Origin of the sequence: Deinococcus sedimenti (genome assembly GCF_014648135.1) — a bacterium.
Lineage (GTDB): Bacteria > Deinococcota > Deinococci > Deinococcales > Deinococcaceae > Deinococcus > Deinococcus sedimenti.
Window position 1 is genome coordinate 104,550 of record NZ_BMQN01000006.1, and the last position, 16,315, is coordinate 120,864.

Here is a 16,315-nt window from a genome sequence, read left to right on the forward strand (position 1 = left end):
TGGTGTGGACACTGCACTTCTCAGCCTGATCGTCATCGTGACGCTGGCGTTGATCTTCGACTTCATCAACGGCTTCCACGACACCGCCAACGCGATCGCCACGTCGGTCGCCACCAAGGTCCTGACGCCCGCGCAGGCGATCGCCATGGCGGCCGTGCTGAACGTGGTGGGCGCGCTGGCGGGCACGGCGGTCGCCAAGACGATCAGCAAGGACATCATCCCGCAGGACTTCGCGACGCTGCACCTCGTGGGCGCCACGCTGGTCAGCGCCATCGCGTGGAACCTCTTCACGTGGTGGAAGGGCCTGCCCAGCAGCAGCAGTCACGCGCTGGTGTTCAGCATGGTCGGCGCGGGCGTCGCGGCCGGCGGCTGGGGCATCATCATCCCCAAAGGCGTCAAGAAGACCCTGATGGGTCTGGTGTACTCCCCGGCGCTGGGCTTCATCGTGCCGATCCTGCTGTTCCTGCTGATCTCGTGGCTGGTGCTGCGCTGGATGAAACCCCGGGTCGTGACCCGAACGTTCCGCACGCTGCAGATCTTCAGCGCCGCGTTCATGGCCTTTTCTCACGGTGGGAACGACGCGCAGAAGACCATGGGGATCATCACCTTCGCGCTGGCCGCGTACACCGGCACGCAGATCGAGACGGTGCCGCTGTGGGTGATCCTGTCCGCCGCGGGCGCCATGGGCGCGGGAACCGCCGTGGGCGGCTGGCGCATCATCAAGACCATGGGCTTCAAGGTCGTGGACCTCAAACCCGTGGACGGCTTCATCGCCGAGACGAGCGCCGCGCTGATCATCGACGGCGCCAGCCGACTGGGCATCCCGGTCAGCACCACGCACACGATCAGCACCGCGATCATGGGCGTCGGCACCACCAAGGGCTTCCGGAAGGTCAAGTGGCAGGTCGCCGGGCGCATCGTGCAGGCGTGGATCTTCACGATCCCCGTGTGCATCGCGCTGGGCTGGCTGGTCCACAAGCTGATCCTCGCCGTGCTGTAAGCGGGAGAGGCGATGGAGGGAGAGGCCAGTGGCGCCTCTCCCTCTTTGCTGTAGTGCCGGTTCTGCGCGGCCGGGCGCGGATCGTCAGGGGCGCCGTGGGGGGTTCCCGGCCCGGCGGACCGAATCGAGGAGTTTCGCGACGCTGCGGGCGACCTCGGCGGCGTCGCGGCGCACGTCGGGGTCGCGGCTGAGGTGCGACAGGCGCTCGGCGGCGCTGCGGGCGGCGCGCAGCAGGGTCTCGGTGGGAATCAGGGTGCGGCGGGGCATCTCCCCTCCTCGGGTCAGAATCCGGAGAGTTCCTCCAGGCTGGGCAGCTTGACCAGGCCGCGCCAGTACGCCTGGATGGTGGACAGCACCTGCGTGTACTCCTGGTACGTGCCGGGTTTCAGGACGTACCCGCTGGCCTGCCCGTCGTACGCGCGGTGGATGTCCTCCGGGTGGTCGGAGGTCGAGAGGACCAGCACCGGAATGGAGCGCAGCGCGGCGACGCCCTTGGCCTGCGCGAGGAAGTCGTGGCCGTTCATGACGGGCATGTTCAGGTCCAGCACGATCAGGTCCGGTCGGGGCTGGGGCGGGCCGGTCAGGTGGTCCAGCGCGGCCTGGCCGTGCTCGACGTGGGTGACGTGAATGTCGGGGGCCACCTCGGCGAGCATGTCCTGGAACAGCTCGGCGTCAGCCAGTTCATCCTCGACGAGCAGCAGCGTGAAGGGTCGCGACATCGCTTCACCTTAACGCTTCCGGCGGGGGCGCGGGTGGGGTGTTTCCCCCGGTCGGGGGCGCGGACGGCCTGCTAGGCTGGAAGCATGACGCGCCGCGTGCCCGATGCGACCACTCCCGGAGTGAGCCGGCGGCCGCGTCCGTGGACGCCGTGAGCACCACCGCGCCCGTGAGGTTCGTCGCGGCGGCGTTCGATGCGCTGGCGGCGAACGTGGCCATCCTGGACGATCAGGGCACGATCCTGGCGGTGAACGAGGCGTGGCGGCGGTTCGCGCAGGCCAACAGCGGCGAGTCCGGGAAGGGCAGCAATTACCTGAAGGTGTGCGACGCCACCCAGGGCGAGGACCGCGCGGACGCCCAGCGGATCGCCGCGGGAATCCGCGCGGTGCTGGAGGGCCGGGAGACGCTGTTCGAGCTGGAGTACCCGTGCCACTCACCGCACGAGGACCGGTACTTCATGGCGCGCGTGACGCCCTTCACGCAGGATGACCGGCGGTACGCGGTGGTGGCGCACGAGAACATCACGCGCCGCAAGTCGGCGGAACTGGAGGTGCTGCGCCTGGCCCGCGAACTGGAGGCGCGCGTTGAGGCGCGCACGCGCGAGCTGGAGGACAGCCGCGCGGTCCTCGCGCAGCGCAACGCGCAGCTGGAGGACCGCAACCAGGCGCTGGCACAGTTCGCGTACGTCGCGAGCCACGACCTGCAGGAGCCGCTGCGGACGCTGGGGGCGTACGCGGACATCCTGCGGCACCGCTACGCCGGGAAGGTGCTGGACGAGCGGGCCGACACGTACCTGCTGCGCATCACGGAGCAGGTCTCGCGGGCGCGGCAGCTGGTGCGGGACATCCTGACGCTGTCGAACGTGGCCGTGCAGCCTCCCATGCAGCCCCTGAATCTCGGGGACCTGTGGGACGAGGCGGTCCGGGGTCTGCCCTGGCCGCCGCAGGCGCAGGTCACGCGGGCCGAACTGCCGCGCGTGCACGTGAACCCGGCGCAGGCGCGTCAGCTGCTGCAGAACCTGCTGGGGAACGCCCTGAAGTTCCGCGCGGCGCGGCCCCTGCGGGTGCACCTGAGCGGCGAACTGACCGCGGACGGCACGCAGGTGCAGTTCACGCTGCGCGACAACGGGATCGGGATCGCGCCGCAGCACACCGAGAAGGTGTTCGTGATGTTCCAGCGGCTGCACACCCGCGCGGTCACCGGCGGGAACGGGATCGGGCTGGCGGTGTGCCGCAAGGTCGTCGAGCGGCACGGGGGGCGCATCTGGCTGGACCCTCAGGAGGAGGGCCTGCAGGTGCATTTCACGCTGCCCGCCGAGGGCCACGCGCCGCACCCCGAGGTGCCCGTCACGCCCGAGTGAGCCACAGCGCCCGGTAGGGGTCCAGCACGACCGGCTGCCCGCCGAAGGTGAAGGCACTCCCGGCGACGTGATCCACGGCGTGGTCGCCCAGCACGTCCCGCAGGGCCTGCGCGGGGAACTGGATGGTGTGCTCGCTGAAGTTGTACACGCCCAGGAACGTGCCGTGCGGGTGGTCGCGGCGCAGCAGCAGCACGCACGGGTCGGGGCTGGGCAGGGCGCGGCTCTCGACGCTGGCGTGCAGGTGCGGCAGCGCCCGCCGCGCGTGGATCAGGTGGCGCAGTCCGGCGTTCACGCACCCGTGCGGGGTCGTGGCGTCGCGGGCGGCGTCCTGCGCGCGGGTCCAGTCCATGCGGGGGCGGTGCACCCATCGGTTGTCGGCGGCGTGCTCGGGTGTGTCGCCGAAGGCGTGGTCGTTCAGCAGGGCCAGTTCGTCGCCCATGTACAGCAGCGGCACGCCCCCGAATGCCAGGATCACGGCGTGCAGCAGCAGGACGCGCCGCACCGCGTGGTCCACAGCCTCCGGGTTGCCACTGTCCAGCGCGGCCTCCAGCCCGGCGAGGCTGGCGAGCGTCCCGCTGATGCGGCGGTCCCCGGTCTGCGGGTTGAACTGGAACACCAGCCCCCGCGCGAACGTGCCCGGGTGCTCGCCGCTGTAGAAGTCCGACAGGAAGTGCCGGTGGCCGGGTCCGCTGAGGCCCACGGCGTTCGTGTCCGCGTCGCTGATCGCCCAGCCGATGTCGTCGTGGCAGCGGACGTACACGCCCCAGGTGGTGTTCGTGGGCTTGGGCGGGAAGGCGGACAGCGCCTGCGTGAACAGGCGCGTGTCGCGGCTGGCGAGGCTGCTCCACAGCTGCACCATCAGCGAGTTGTGGTACGCCATGTCACTGACCTTCCCGTGGTGATCCCCGGTCCCCAGGTAGTGGATCAGGTCGTCGGGCGCGACGATCGCCTCAGCCTTGAAGGCCACGGCGGGCGCGACGATGCGAGCGCAGGCGCGCAGCGCGCGGGTCAGATGGTGCACCTCGGGCTGGTTCTGGCAGTCGGTGCCCAGGCGTTTCCACAGGAACGCGATGGCGTCCAGCCGGAAGACCTCCACGCCCCGGTTGGCGAGGTGCAGGATGATGTCCACGAACTCGCGCAGCACATCCGGATTGCCCCAGTTCAGGTCCCACTGGTACGTGTTGAAGGTCGTCCACACCCAGCCCTGCGCCGCGTCGTCCCAGGTGAAGTTGCCGGGCGCGAAGTCCGGGAAGACCTCCGGCAGCGTGCGCTCGAAGGCGTCCGGTTCGGTCCGGTCGGGGTAGATGTGGAAGTACGCGCGGTAGGTAGGATCGCCCGCGCGGGCCTTCGCGGCCCATTCGTGTTCCTGCGCGACGTGGTTCAGCACCAGATCAAGCACGAGGCTCATGCCGCGCCCCCGCAGATCGGCGGCCAGCGTGGACAGGTCGTCCATGCTGCCCAGGTCGTCCCGCACGGCGCGGTAGTCCTGGACGGCGTACCCGCCGTCGTTCTCGCCGGGCCGGGGTTTCAGCAGCGGCATCAGGTGCAGATACGTGACGCCCAGGTCCTCCAGGTACGGCAGGTGGCCCTGCACGCCCTTCAGGGTGCCCGCGAAGCGATCGGTGTACGCCACGTACCCCACCGTTTCCGGCCGCTGAAGCCAGTCGGGGGTCAGGAGCCGCGCCTCGTCCAGCCGTTTCAGGTCGGCGGGGCGGGTGTGGTAGGCGTGCAGCATGACCTCCAGCAGCTGCGCCAGCAGGGGCTCGGCCTGCTCGCCGTACGCGGCCGTCAGGCTGGCGAGCAGTTCCGGGCCGTAGCGGTCCAGGCGCAGCGCGAAGGTGTCGGCGTCGCGGTCGTCGTCGAAGGCGGCGCGCAGCGCCCCGGTCATCAGTGTCCGGGAAAGGGCAGGTTGAGGCATGGCCCCACCAGCATACCCAGATTTTGGAACTGTTTCCAAGATGGGGGGTGACGCCTCCCCCACCAGCAACAGAGGCGGCCCGGCACCCGGCCAGACCGCCCCCACTCCGTCGTCGATCAGCGGGCCACGAAGTCCAGCAGCAGGGCATTGAACTCGTCGTTATGAGTGGCGTTCAGGCCGTGCGGCGCGCCCTTCATCACGTGCAGTTCCGCGTTCGGCTGGTACTGCGGCACGCGCTGCCCACTCGCCTCCAGCGGCACGATCTGGTCCTTGTCACCGTGAACGACCAGCGTCGGCACCGTCAGCTTCGCCAGATCCGCGCGGAAGTCCGTCTCGCTGAAGGCCCGCACGCATTCCTGCGTCGCCACCGGGGACGCCTGCATGTACATCGACGCCGCGAAGTCCAGGAACTCGTCACCCAGTTTCGCGCCGTTCTCGTCCCAGTTCAGGAACTTCTTCGTGAACCCCGCCAGGAACTGCGGGCGGTTCTGCGCCACCTGCTTCACCATGCCCTCCACGTCCTCGTGGGTCATGCCGCCACCCGGGTTGTCCGCCGTCTTGAGCAGGTAGGGCGCGACGGACGCGACCAGCATCGCGCTGCGCACGCGGTCCGTGCCGTACAGCCCCGCGTAGCGGCTGACCTCGCCCCCGCCCATGCTGAAGCCCACCAGCGTCACGTCGGTCAGGTTCAGTTCCTCCAGCAGGTCCTTCAGGTCACTGGCGAACACGTCGTAGGTGTAGCCGGTGGCGGTCTTGCCGCTCTGGCCGAAGTCGCGGCGGTCGTACGACACGACCTGATACCCGGCGTGGCGCAGCGCGTCGATCTGCCCTTCCCACATGCGGCCCGACAGCGGCCACCCGTGAATGAGCACGACCGGGCGGCCCTGGCCGTAGGTCTCGTAGTAGAGCTCGGTCTGCGGGGCGTGGGCGTGCTTCGTCTGAATCGTGGGCATGGGGACCTCCAGGGGTCGCGTGAATGAGGTCGTGTGACGTCGAACCGTTCCGCCCACCACCCTAGGCCCGCCCCGCTCGCCTCCCCTGAGCGGCACCTTCAGGTCCCCTCAGCAACACTTCAGCGCACCTGAACCTTCCAGGCACGAAAAAAGCGGCGTGACCTGCTCGTCACGCCGCCGGGGGTTCAACCGTGGGGTTACGCGATGACGCTGCGCTCCACGTTCAGGTACACCGCCACGTCATCCACGCTCTCCACCTGATCCAGGCTCAGGTAGTGGTGCTGCCCGTCCGCGCTGTCCGACTTCGTGAGCTTCACGCGGTCACCGTCCAGGTGATCCACGGTCCCGACGTGCTCACCATTGACGTCCTTCACCTGAAGGTGCTCGCCCCCCTGCTCCAGGCGGGCCTTCACGGACTGCGCGATGTGGTCGCTGATCTCTCCGGCGTTCATCTTCGTCATGCGGGCAGTCTGGGCCGCGAACATGCCCCCCCCATGACAGGACCATTCAGACCAACGTCACGCCCCCTTGAGGGAATCGTTACCACCCAGCTCTGCCCGGACCGCCATCAATGCGCGGCCCAGCAGGTTCTCTCCCCACGCCTGCCGCGCGCCCGGCGCATCCTGCTCACTGAACCCGATGCCCCAGATACGGTCAGTCGGGGCGGCCTCGACCAGTTCCGCCGCGCCAGTCGCCAGCAGCGCCGCCCGCAGGCGCGCGTTCTGCCCGAACTTCAAGCGCAGCATGTCCAGCGCCACCCCGAACCGTTCCTCCGCCCAGCGCGCGTCGTCGTACGGGCTCACGCGGCGGCCCAGCGCCTTGCATTCGCCGGGCGTGCGGGCCGCCAGGATCGCCTGCCGGGTCACCTCATCCCCGAACAGCGCGGCCTTGCGGGCCATCAGGTCGGTGGCAGACCGCTCCGGTTCCGCGCTCCCCGGAAGAGCACCGGAGATCGCTCCACCTTCACCGTCCGCCACCCCTTGCCTTCTCACTCCGTTCGGGGTGATGAAGGGCGCATCACCCGGCATTTCTGCCCTGTTCCGCCCACTGGTACGTGACGCCGCCTTCCGTGAACACGCTGGGGTGGAAGTTCGAGAACGGATGTGCCGTCCGGTAGAAGAACACGGGCTCGGGACTCATGGGCTCAGTCTCCCCCACCCGGCCTGACCCGGCATCCGCAGGGTGGCGCATCGGGGGTGTGCCCGGTCCGGCGCGGCGCTTTGCCTGCGCCCGGTATCATGCGGGGCGATGACGAAAGACGGCGGCAAACAGGACAAGAAGGCGCAGCAGTACGGCGTGACGCCCCAGAGCGTGGATTTCAACGACTGGTACAACGAGGTCGTGAAGAAAGCCGACCTAGCCGACAACAGCCCGGTGGCGGGCGCGATGGTCGTGCGCCCTTACGGCAGCGCGCTGTGGGAGAACATCCAGCGCTGGCTGGACGACCGGTTCAAGGCGACGGGGCACGAGTCGCTGATCTTCCCCACGCTGATCCCCATGGGCTTTATTACCAAGGAAGCGGATCACGTGGAGGGCTTCGCGCCGGAGCTATTCACGGTGAACAAGATCGGCACGGAGGAACTCGCCGAGCCGTACGTGATGCGGCCCACGTCCGAGACGATCATCGGGCACATGTGGAGCGGCTGGCTGAACTCCTACCGTGACCTGCCGTTCCTGCACTACCAGTGGGGCAGCGTGTTCCGCGCGGAGCTGCGCACGAAGGCGTTCCTGCGCACCAGTGAGTTCTTCTGGCACGAGGGCCACACCGCGCACGCCGACGAGAGCGAGGCGCGCGGCGAGGTGCGGCAGATGCTGGACATCTACCACGAGTTCTGCCGGGACGTGCTGGCGCTGCCCGTCGTGCGCGGCGAGAAGACCGCCAGCGAGCGCTTCGCCGGGGCGGTCGCCACGTACTCCATCGAGGGCATGATGCGCGACGGGAAGGCCCTCCAGAGCGGCACGAGCCACTACCTGGGCCAGAACTTCAGCAAAGCCTTCGACGTGAAGTTCCAGACGCGCGAGCAGCGCGAGGAGTTCGCGCACACGACCTCCTGGGCCATTTCCAGCCGCATCATCGGGGCGATCATCATGACGCACGGCGACGACTTCGGGCTGATCATGCCGCCCCGCATCGCGCCCATTCAGGTGGTCGTGATTCCCGTGGGCCGCAAGGACAACTTCGACCAGATGGTCGAGGAAGGCGAGAAGCTGGCCGCCGAACTGCGCGCCCAGGGCGTCCGCGTCAAGGTGGACAAGCGTGACGGCGTGACGAACGGCTTCAAGTACAACGACTGGGAACTCAAGGGCGTGCCGGTCCGCATCGAACTCGGCCCCCGCGACCTGGAAAGCGGCGTGGTCGTCGTGAAAAGCCGCAACGGCGACGAGAAGGAAACCCTGCCCCGCGCCGACGCCGTGGGCGGCATGACCGCTCGCCTGGACGGCATTCACGACTGGCTGCTGGAACGCGCCACGAGCTTCATGCTGGAGCACACCATTCCCGTGGACGACTTCGAGACGTTCGCCGCGAAGATCGAGGACGGCAACTGGGTGCGCGCGTACCACTGCGGCGACGCCGACTGTGAGAAGAGCATCAAGGAGGCCACCAAGGCCACCACCCGCAACGTCCCCCTGGACGACGCGGAGTTCTTCAACGAGCCGGGCGAGGGCCAGTGCGTGAAGTGCGCCAAGCCCAGCGCCTACGGCAAACGCGTCATCTTCGGCCGTCAGTACTGACAGCAGAGTTCAGAGGTATTGAGGGTATCCCTCGATACCTCTGAATCGAGCGAAGCGAGCACCTGAGGAAGACAGCGGTTAGCAGTGGAATTGAAGGGGGTGCTGTTGGCCCTTCAACGGAACTGAAAACCGCTGTGACGATCACAGAGGAGGAGGCCACCCAGATTGACCGGGTGGCCTCCTCCTCTGTGGGTTCAGCGTCCGCCGAGGTTCGGGGCGAGGTTCAGGGGCTCGTCCAGGCGCAGCCACAGGAACTGCGTGTCGTCCTTCACGCCGGGGCCGCGGCCGCCGGTGGCGGGGTAGTTGTTGTCGTTGACGATCAGGAGGGTGGTGGGGTTCAGAAGGGTGACGTTCTCGATGGTGACGTACGGGAAGGTCAGGGTGCCGCCGCGCGTGTCGGGCGCGAGGCCCTGCGGGTCGGCGATGTTCATCAGGTCGGCGATCAGGGTCTTCTGGAAGGTGCCGTCGGCGTTCAAGCGTTTGAGGTCGATCAGGTACACGCGTTTGTTGCGGGCGTCGGTGTGGACCTTGCCATCGCGTTCCAGCACGAGGTACTGGGTGTCGTTGACGGTGGCGAGGTCGCCGATGGCGTCGCTGCCCGCGTCGAGGGCGTAGCGGCCCGCGAGGCTCCACTGGCGGGTGCTCAGGTTCAGGGCGTTCAGGCGCAGCTGGCCGGGCAGGTCGCCGGTGACGGTCTTTTCCAGCAGGCCGTACAGGGTGGTGCCGTCGGCGCTCAGGGCGAGGCCCTCGAAGCCGCCGCTGGCGCCCAGGGTGGCGTCGGCGCTGCTGGTGCCCTGCGTGAAGGCGGGGTGCTGGGGGCTGCGGACCTCGGGGGCGCTGACCTGCGCCACGACGCGCGCGCCGGTGGCGGGGAAGTCGGTGAAGAAGCCGTCCACGCCGGCGCGCAGCAGCTGGCGCATTTCCTCTTCGGGGTTCCCGGCGTACGTGGGCAGCAGGTAGGTGGGTTCGCTGCGCAGCGTCCAGGGGTGCACGAGCAGTCCGGCGGCGTGCGCACGGGTGACGAAGTCGGTGGGGTCGCCCTTGTCGGTGATGATCCAGCGTTTGGTGGGGCCGACGCCGCTGGCGTACGTGGCGAGGTCACGCAGGCCCTCGGGGGTGGTCAGGGCGTCGTACCGGCGGGTGTCGCCGCTGGCGGTCCAGTCGTAGGGGGCCTCGGTGGGGCCGCTGACGAGCTGCACGAGCGGCAAGGTGACGCCCGCGGCGGGCATGATGCGGGTCTTCAGGTCGCGGAGGTTGGCGGTTTCGAACGACTGGATGAACACGCGGGCGGGGTCGGTGAACTTCTCGCGGGTCAGCGTGTCGATCAGCAGCTGGCTGGTGTCGAACCCGGCGGCTTTCATGTAGGTGGGGTGTTTCGTTTCGGGGTAGATGCCGACCTTGCGGCCGGTGCGGGCTTCCGTGTCGCGGACGAGCGCGATGATCTCGGCGAGGGTGGGGACCTCGAAGCGGCCGTCGAAGGCGCGGCCGCGCAGCGCGGGGAGGCGTTCCACGGCGCGCAGGGTCTTCAGTTCCGCCAGGGTGAAGTCCTCCACCCAGTACCCGGTGACGCTGATCCCGTCGAGCGTCTTGGTCCGCACGCGGTCCCCGAACTCGGGGCGGGTGGCGACGTCGGTGGTGGCCTCGGTGACCTTGCCGTCCTTGTCGAGGACGACCATGACGGGTTCGTGCCGGGCGACGAGCACGCCGTCCTTCGTGACGACGAGGTCGGGTTCGATGAAGTCCGCGCCGCCCTCGATGGCGACCCGGTAGCTTTCCAGGGTGTGTTCGGGGCGGGTGCCGCTGCTGCCGCGGTGCGCGACCACGATGGGGTTCTGGCCGCGCAGGGTGGGCCGCCCGTGCAGGTTCGGCGTGGGGATGGGGGCGCCCAGCAGGCGGCCGTCGGCGCTGAAGTGCAGCAGGTACGGGCCGAACTCGTCCCCGATCCACAGGGTGCCGTCGGGGGCGACCACGAAGCCTTCCACATCGAAGTCCGCGCCGGTCAGCAGGCGGTCGGGGGTGGCCTCGTTCACGATCTGCCACGGCACGCGGCGGTCCGGGTCGCGCAGGTTGATGAAGCCGCGCACGCCGACCTGACCGGTCCCGGCCTTCGCGGCGGTGTTCGGCGCGACGCTCAGGCGGTACAGGCGCAGGAGGTAATCGGCGCTGTTGTTCTTCGCGCCGAAGCCGTTGTCGCTCAGGAACAAGTACTCGCCACCGGCCGTGAACTGCACGCCGCTGAAGCCCTGCACCGGCTGCCCCTGGAAGCGGGTCTGGCCGCGCAGGCCGCCGTTCCAGGCGCCGCTGGCGGGTCCGTCGGCGAGGGTGTCGGCGGGCAGTTGCGCGAAGCCGATGAGGGTGGCGGCGTGCGCGCCTCCCAGCGAGAGGGTCAGGGCCAGCAGGGCGGTCTTCAGGGGTCGCATGTGCCGTTCACCCTCGCGCCCGTCGGTCAGCGGCGTGTGCGCGCCCGGTCAGGGAGCGGTCAGGGGCGGGCCGTCAGGTCAGCGCAGTGGTCATTTCAGCCCAGCCGTCATTTCAACGCAGTGGCCGGGTGGATTCCCGCAGGATCAGCGGCAGGTCGAAGTCCGGCAGGCTGGACGCCTCGCCCGCCAGGACGTGCAGGACGTGCCGGGCGAGCGCCTGCCCGATCTGGTAGGTGGGCTGCCGGACGGTCGTCAGGGGCGGGATGGTGAACGCGCTGGCGGGCAGGTCGTCGAAGCCGATCAGGGACACGTCGTCCGGGACGCGCAGCCCGCGGCGGTGCAGGGCCAGTCTGGCCCCGGCGGCCATCTGGTCGTTCCCGGCGAACACGGCCGTGAACGGCACGCGCGCGTCCAGCAGGTGGGTCACGGCCTGCGCGGCGGCTGCCTCGACGAAATCCCCCGGGAGTTCCAGTTCGGGGTGCAGGGGCAGGTCGTTGGCCCGCAGGGCGTCGCGGTATCCTTCGCGGCGTTCCTGGGCGTCCTGCTGACTGGCCGGGCCGTACAGGTGCAGGATGCGCCGGTGGCCCAGGTCGATGAGGTGCCGGGTCGCCTGCGCGGCGGCGCCCCGCTGGTCGAGGGTCAGGCAGTGCGCCTCCAGGCCGGGCAGGTTCCGGCCGAACAGGATCAGCGGGACGCGCGCGGCCACGTCCCGCAGCGTGTCGTCCCCCAGGGTGCTGCCCAGCAGCAGCAGGGCGTCCACCTTGCGGTAGATCAGGGTGTCGATGGCGCGCGTCTCGTGCCGGGTGGACCAGTGCCCGCTGTTCAGGATGGGCTGGTAGGGCGTGTCGAGCAGCGCGTGCTCGATGCCGCGGATCACGTCGGCGTAGAAGGGACTGACGATGTCCTCGGCGATCACGCCGACGGTCATGCTGCGCCCGGTGATGAGCGTCCGGGCGAGGTAGTTCGGCTGGAAACCCAGGCGCTGCATGGCGGTCTCGACGGCGCGGCGCTTGTCGTCCGCGACGAACGCCGTGCCGTTGATGATCCGCGAGACGGTGCTGATGGACACCCCGGCCTCGCGGGCGACCTCGTTGATGGTGACGCCGTGCGTCATGCGTTTCCCGTGGCCCGCCACCGCGTCACTCTAGCGGGTGGCAGGCGTCAGTAGAGGTTGTTCCAGATGGCCTGCCCGGTGCCGCCCCCGTACGAGCCGAGGAAGCCGCGGGCGTCGGCGGTGGTGCTGCCCCGCCAGAAGTTCGCGATGAGCTGCTGGCTGCGGGTGGGCCACGCGGCAGCCGGGATCTGCATGCTGCTGCCGCTGCCGGTCACGACAGTCGCGCCCAGCGGCAGGGACGCGTTGCGGTACATGGTGAACACGACCCGGCCGTTCAGGGTCCAGACGATGCTGCTGGCGGTCCAGTTGACGTCCACGCGGTGCCAGGCGTTGCTGGCGGCGGGAATCCACGCCTCGTACACGTAGCGGCTGCCGCCGTTGCGGTAGATCAGGGCGGGGTGCAGGCTGCCGCGGCTGGGGACGAATTCCACGTCGATCTCGTTCCAGACGGTGCCGTCGTTGAAGTACGTGAACAGGGTGGTGGTGGTGCCCGCGACGTTCGGGACGTACAGGTCCCCGCCGAAGCGGGTGCCCTGGGTTTTCCAGCGGTTGGATTTGATCTCGCTGCAGGTGCTGCTGTCCAGCCAGCCGTACACGGCGGCGTCGCTGCCGCTTCCCAGGGTGAGGTTGTTCTTCGAGAAGGTGCAGCCGAACAGCGGGTCGCCGTTCTTCCAGGTGGAGGGGCTCCAGGTCATGCCCCAGCGGCTGAAGTCGCCGCTGACGGCCTGCGCGCCCAAGACGGGGCTGGGGGTCTGGCTGCAGGCGCTGAGGGCCGCGCCGAGCAGCAGGAGGACGGATCGGGGGGACGTGGTCATGGGGACTCCAGGGCTGCGCGGCAGCGGCGAGAGGGGCGCGGGGGAACTCGCGCCGGGCGGCGGGTGGGGAGGGCCGGGGTGGACCGCGCCGTCCGGCCGGCCGGGCGTGGCGTGGGCCGGAGGACTCCGGGGCTGTCCGTCGGTGGGCAGCGGGTGGGTTGTGGGCGATCCAGCCGGAGCGTACGCCATGAAAAGCCTTTCAGCAAGAGAGGCCTTTTCGCCCCGATCTCGGCTCCCTCATAGGGATTGAAGCCGACCCCTCCGCGCGGTCAGTCGGTGAGGCTTCTGGCCCGCCAAGCGATACGCGCGCCGGGACACGACCCTCTCCGTCGCCGAGAGCCGCCTTTCGCGGATGGGGTGCAGCACTCCGCTAGACCTCATGAAAGGCTTTTCTTGACGAGTCAGGGTGCGCCTGTTACGGTTCACTCACATCCTCACGCCCAGCCGGACGTCCGCGTCCGCTCCGGTCCCCGCCGTTCGGGCCGGAGTGCCCCCCACCCTGCCCGCCCAGGAGGTCCTCCCGTATGCCGCACCCCCAGCCCGCCAGTCCCGCCCGCCCCCTGCACCTGACCGCGCTGTCCTGCGCGCTGCTCCTCAGCGCCTGCGCCGCCGTCACCCCCGCCACGCCGCCGCCCACCGTCACGCTGAGCAGTAGCGCCGCCAGCCTGGACGCCAGCGGCCCGCTGCGCCTGAGCGCGACCGTGACGGGCAGCGCCAGCCGCGTGATCTTCTACGACCGGGGCGTGAAACTCGGCGAGGACACGACCGCCCCGTACGAGTTCACGGTGAACGCCGACCCTGGCCTGAACGGCACGCACGCCTACTCCGCGCAGGCCGTGGCGGGGGACGTGGCGGGGATCTCCGCGCCGGTCAGCGTGCAGATCCGCATCGCGGACACCCGCACGACCGAACTGCTGAACAACGGGGACTTCAGTCAGGGCCTGAACCCGTGGTGGACCGCCGGAACGGCCGCCACCACGTCCGGCGGCGAGGCCTGCCTGAACATCACGCAGCCGGGCAGCAACCCCTGGGACGTGCTGTTCGGGCAGGGCGGCGTGGGCCTGAACGAGGGCGGCACGTACACCCTGAACTTCACGGCGCGCGCCGCGCAGCCCACGTCGTTCAAGACGCTGCTGCAGTTCGACGGCGCGCCGTACACCAACTACTTCGTGCAGGACGTGGACGTGACCGGCCAGCCGAAGACCTTCACGTTCACGTTCACGATGGCGCAGCCGGGCGACGCGAAGGCCGCGTTCCAGTTCCAGCTGGGCGCGAAGGCCGCCACGACCGTGTGCTTCAGCCGCATTTCACTGACCGGCCCGGCCTTCGGCAGCGCGGTGCCCGCCCCCGGCGCGGACGACCTGAATCTCGTGCGGCTCAACCAGACCGGGTACCTGCCGGACCGGCCGAAACTGGCGGCCCTGCCGTTCGACTCGGACCGGCCGCTGCCGTGGACGTTGCTGGACGGCACGCGCGCGGTCGCCAGCGGCGTGACGCGCGTGTTCGGCGCGGACGCCGCGTCCGGCGAGCATGTGCATCAGGTGGACTTCAGTGCCGTGACCACCCCGGCGGACGGGCTGGTGCTGGATGTCGCGGGGTTCCGCAGTCACCCGTTCCGGATCGGGCGCGTGTACGACGGCCTGAAACGCGACGCGCTGGCGTACTTCTACCACAGCCGCAGCGGCACGCCCATCCAGGCGAAGTACGTCGGGGACACCTGGGCCCGCCCGGCCGGTCACGCGGGCAGCAGCCCGAACCAGGGGGACACGCGCGTCAGCTGCTTCAAGGGGACCGATCAGGCCGGGAACGTCTGGCCCGGCTGCGGGTACGAACTGGACGCCAGCGGCGGCTGGTACGACGCCGGTGATCACGGGAAGTACGTCGTGAACGGCGGCGTGAGCGTCTGGACGCTGCTGAACCTCGCCGAGCGGGACGCGCGCCTGAACATCCCGGACGCGGACGGCAGCCTGAGCATCCCGGAAAGCGGGAACGGCCGCAGCGACCTGCTGGACGAGGTCCGCTGGGAACTGGACTTCATGATGCGCATGCAGGTCCCGGACGGGCAGACCCTGCACCTCCCGCGCGGTGACCAGCGCGGCGTCCCGCTGACCCTGACGCCCACCCCGGCGGGCGGGCTGGTGCACCAGAAACTCACGGACGTCGCCTGGACCGGGCTGCCGCTGCGCCCTGATCAGGATCCGCAGCCGCGCGCGGTGTACTACCCGACGACCGCCGCGACCCTGAACCTCGCGGGCGTGGCGGCGCAGTGCGCCCGCGTGTACCGCGCCGCCGACCCGGCGTTCGCGGACCGCTGCCTGAGCGCCGCGCGCCGCGCGTGGCAGGCCGCGCGGGCCGCGCCGGACGTGTACGCGTACGACCTGTTCGTGGGCGGCGGCCCATACGACGACACGGACGTCAGCGACGAGTTCTACTGGGCGGCGGCGGAACTGTACGCCACGACCGGCGAGGCGGCGTTCCTGGAGGCGCTGCGGGCCAGTCCGCTGTTCCTGCAGATGCCTGAAGGGCGTGAACTGGGCTGGAGTGACCTGACGGCTGCGGGCACCCTGACGCTCGCCAGCGTGCCCACGGCGCTGCCCGGCACGGACGTGCAGCAGGCCCGCGCGAACGTCGTGGCGGCGGCGCGGGCGTTCCGGGACGCGGCGGGTACGCAGGGGTACCGCCTGCCGATGACCGGCGCGACCGCCACGTGGGGGTCGAACAGCGGCGTGCTGAACCGCTCGGTCGTGATGGGCGCCGCGTGGGATTTCACGGGTGACGACTCGTTCGTGAATGTCGTGCTGGAGGGCCTGAATTACCTGCTGGGCCGCAACCCGATGGACAAGTCGTACGTGTCCGGGTACGGCGAGCGGCCACTGCTGAACCCGCACCACCGCTTCTGGGCGCGGTCGCTGGACGCGGCGCTGCCCGGCCCGCCGCGCGGGGTGGTGTCGGGCGGCCCGAACAGCGTGAACTTCAGCGATCCGGTCGCCGCCAAGCTCAAGGGCCGCTGCGTGGGCCTGCGCTGCTACACGGACGATATCGGCGCGTACACCATGAACGAGGTGACCATCAACTGGAACGCGCCGCTGGCGTGGGTGGCGGCGTTCGTGGAGCACAGCACCCGCCGCTGAACACGCGGGGGTCGGGGGGGGAGGGCCGTCTCACGGCGCCCTCCTCCCCTGGCTTCGTGGAACGTCCGCCGTGTGGGATCAGGGGCGGGGCGGTCACGGCCGCGGGTGGGGGCGGCACTCTGTCACCCAGTTGACAAGTTTACTCAACTGGTCT

General features: G+C 69.8%; 14 protein-coding genes. 4 read left to right on the forward strand and 10 right to left on the reverse strand.

The window, feature by feature from the left end:
• Positions 1–4 precede the first annotated feature (4 nt).
• Positions 5–1,000 carry an inorganic phosphate transporter gene (locus IEY69_RS13450; protein ID WP_189073666.1) on the forward strand — a complete coding sequence of 332 codons (996 nt, stop codon included), beginning with the start codon at positions 5–7 and terminating at the stop codon, positions 998–1,000.
• A gap of 84 nt (positions 1,001–1,084) precedes the next feature.
• Here IEY69_RS13450 and IEY69_RS13455 read toward each other — a convergent pair whose 3' ends face one another.
• Complete coding sequence (locus IEY69_RS13455; protein WP_189073667.1) at positions 1,085–1,267, reverse strand: hypothetical protein; 183 nt, start codon at positions 1,265–1,267, stop codon at positions 1,085–1,087.
• 14 nt (positions 1,268–1,281) lie between these two features.
• Positions 1,282–1,719 (reverse strand): response regulator, encoded by a 438-nt coding sequence (locus tag IEY69_RS13460; protein ID WP_189073668.1) that lies wholly within the window; start codon positions 1,717–1,719, stop codon positions 1,282–1,284.
• Between the two features lie 140 nt (positions 1,720–1,859).
• Between IEY69_RS13460 and IEY69_RS13465 the strand changes: the two genes are divergently transcribed.
• Positions 1,860–3,077: a sensor histidine kinase gene (locus tag IEY69_RS13465; protein ID WP_229783954.1), complete on the forward strand. Its 1,218-nt coding sequence runs from the start codon at positions 1,860–1,862 to the stop codon at positions 3,075–3,077.
• Here IEY69_RS13465 and IEY69_RS13470 read toward each other — a convergent pair.
• From IEY69_RS13470 to IEY69_RS21975, 5 genes are all read right to left on the reverse strand, one after another.
• Positions 3,064–4,995 carry an alpha-amylase family protein gene (locus IEY69_RS13470; protein WP_229783956.1) on the reverse strand — a complete coding sequence of 644 codons (1,932 nt, stop codon included), beginning with the start codon at positions 4,993–4,995 and terminating at the stop codon, positions 3,064–3,066. The two genes, IEY69_RS13465 and IEY69_RS13470, sit on opposite strands and share 14 nt — an antisense overlap.
• A 116-nt stretch (positions 4,996–5,111) precedes the next feature.
• Complete coding sequence (locus IEY69_RS13475; protein ID WP_189073669.1) at positions 5,112–5,948, reverse strand: alpha/beta fold hydrolase; 837 nt, start codon at positions 5,946–5,948, stop codon at positions 5,112–5,114.
• Between the two features lie 197 nt (positions 5,949–6,145).
• Entirely contained in the window at positions 6,146–6,409 is a 264-nt protein-coding gene (locus IEY69_RS13480) for a DUF2171 domain-containing protein (protein WP_189073670.1), read from the reverse strand.
• Between the two features lie 57 nt (positions 6,410–6,466).
• On the reverse strand, positions 6,467–6,925 hold the full coding sequence (gene ybiA / locus IEY69_RS13485; protein WP_229783957.1) for a riboflavin biosynthesis intermediates N-glycosidase: 459 nt from the start codon (positions 6,923–6,925) through the stop codon (positions 6,467–6,469).
• Between the two features lie 40 nt (positions 6,926–6,965).
• Positions 6,966–7,088, reverse strand: a complete 123-nt coding sequence (locus tag IEY69_RS21975) for an NADAR family protein (protein WP_268243870.1) — start codon at positions 7,086–7,088, stop codon at positions 6,966–6,968.
• Positions 7,089–7,196: 108 nt separating this feature from the next.
• Between IEY69_RS21975 and proS the strand changes: the two genes are divergently transcribed.
• Positions 7,197–8,681, forward strand: a complete 1,485-nt coding sequence (gene proS, locus IEY69_RS13490; protein WP_189073671.1) for a proline--tRNA ligase — start codon at positions 7,197–7,199, stop codon at positions 8,679–8,681.
• Between the two features lie 194 nt (positions 8,682–8,875).
• Here proS and IEY69_RS13495 read toward each other — a convergent pair whose 3' ends face one another.
• The 3 genes from IEY69_RS13495 to IEY69_RS13505 all read right to left on the reverse strand — a co-directional run bounded on the left by IEY69_RS13495 (position 8,876) and on the right by IEY69_RS13505 (position 13,030).
• The gene (locus IEY69_RS13495; protein WP_189073672.1) at positions 8,876–11,101 is read right to left on the reverse strand and encodes a glycerophosphodiester phosphodiesterase family protein; all 2,226 of its coding nucleotides are present in this window, start codon (positions 11,099–11,101) and stop codon (positions 8,876–8,878) included.
• A 112-nt stretch (positions 11,102–11,213) separates the two neighbouring features.
• A complete protein-coding gene (locus IEY69_RS13500; protein WP_189073673.1) occupies positions 11,214–12,215 on the reverse strand; it encodes a LacI family DNA-binding transcriptional regulator in 1,002 nt (333 codons plus the stop codon).
• 47 nt (positions 12,216–12,262) lie between these two features.
• Entirely contained in the window at positions 12,263–13,030 is a 768-nt protein-coding gene (locus tag IEY69_RS13505; RefSeq protein WP_189073674.1) for a glycoside hydrolase family 16 protein, read from the reverse strand.
• Between the two features lie 524 nt (positions 13,031–13,554).
• Here IEY69_RS13505 and IEY69_RS13510 point away from each other — a divergent pair.
• Complete coding sequence (locus IEY69_RS13510; RefSeq protein ID WP_189073675.1) at positions 13,555–16,161, forward strand: glycoside hydrolase family 9 protein; 2,607 nt, start codon at positions 13,555–13,557, stop codon at positions 16,159–16,161.
• Positions 16,162–16,315: the final 154 nt, after the last annotated feature.

What these genes read in the sequence shown, in the direction of transcription:
- IEY69_RS13470 (WP_229783956.1), bottom strand. Translation starts at nt 4,995, where the DNA reads ATGCCTCAACCTGCCCTTTCCCGGACACTGATGACCGGGGCGCTGCGC.
- IEY69_RS13475 (WP_189073669.1), bottom strand. Translation starts at nt 5,948, where the DNA reads ATGCCCACGATTCAGACGAAGCACGCCCACGCCCCGCAGACCGAGCTC.
- IEY69_RS13495 (WP_189073672.1), bottom strand. Translation starts at nt 11,101, where the DNA reads ATGCGACCCCTGAAGACCGCCCTGCTGGCCCTGACCCTCTCGCTGGGA.
- proS (WP_189073671.1), top strand. Translation starts at nt 7,197, where the DNA reads ATGACGAAAGACGGCGGCAAACAGGACAAGAAGGCGCAGCAGTACGGC.
- IEY69_RS13455 (WP_189073667.1), bottom strand. Translation starts at nt 1,267, where the DNA reads ATGCCCCGCCGCACCCTGATTCCCACCGAGACCCTGCTGCGCGCCGCC.
- IEY69_RS13460 (WP_189073668.1), bottom strand. Translation starts at nt 1,719, where the DNA reads ATGTCGCGACCCTTCACGCTGCTGCTCGTCGAGGATGAACTGGCTGAC.
- IEY69_RS21975 (WP_268243870.1), bottom strand. Translation starts at nt 7,088, where the DNA reads ATGAGTCCCGAGCCCGTGTTCTTCTACCGGACGGCACATCCGTTCTCG.
- IEY69_RS13500 (WP_189073673.1), bottom strand. Translation starts at nt 12,215, where the DNA reads ATGACGCACGGCGTCACCATCAACGAGGTCGCCCGCGAGGCCGGGGTG.
- IEY69_RS13505 (WP_189073674.1), bottom strand. Translation starts at nt 13,030, where the DNA reads ATGACCACGTCCCCCCGATCCGTCCTCCTGCTGCTCGGCGCGGCCCTC.
- IEY69_RS13510 (WP_189073675.1), top strand. Translation starts at nt 13,555, where the DNA reads ATGCCGCACCCCCAGCCCGCCAGTCCCGCCCGCCCCCTGCACCTGACC.
- IEY69_RS13480 (WP_189073670.1), bottom strand. Translation starts at nt 6,409, where the DNA reads ATGACGAAGATGAACGCCGGAGAGATCAGCGACCACATCGCGCAGTCC.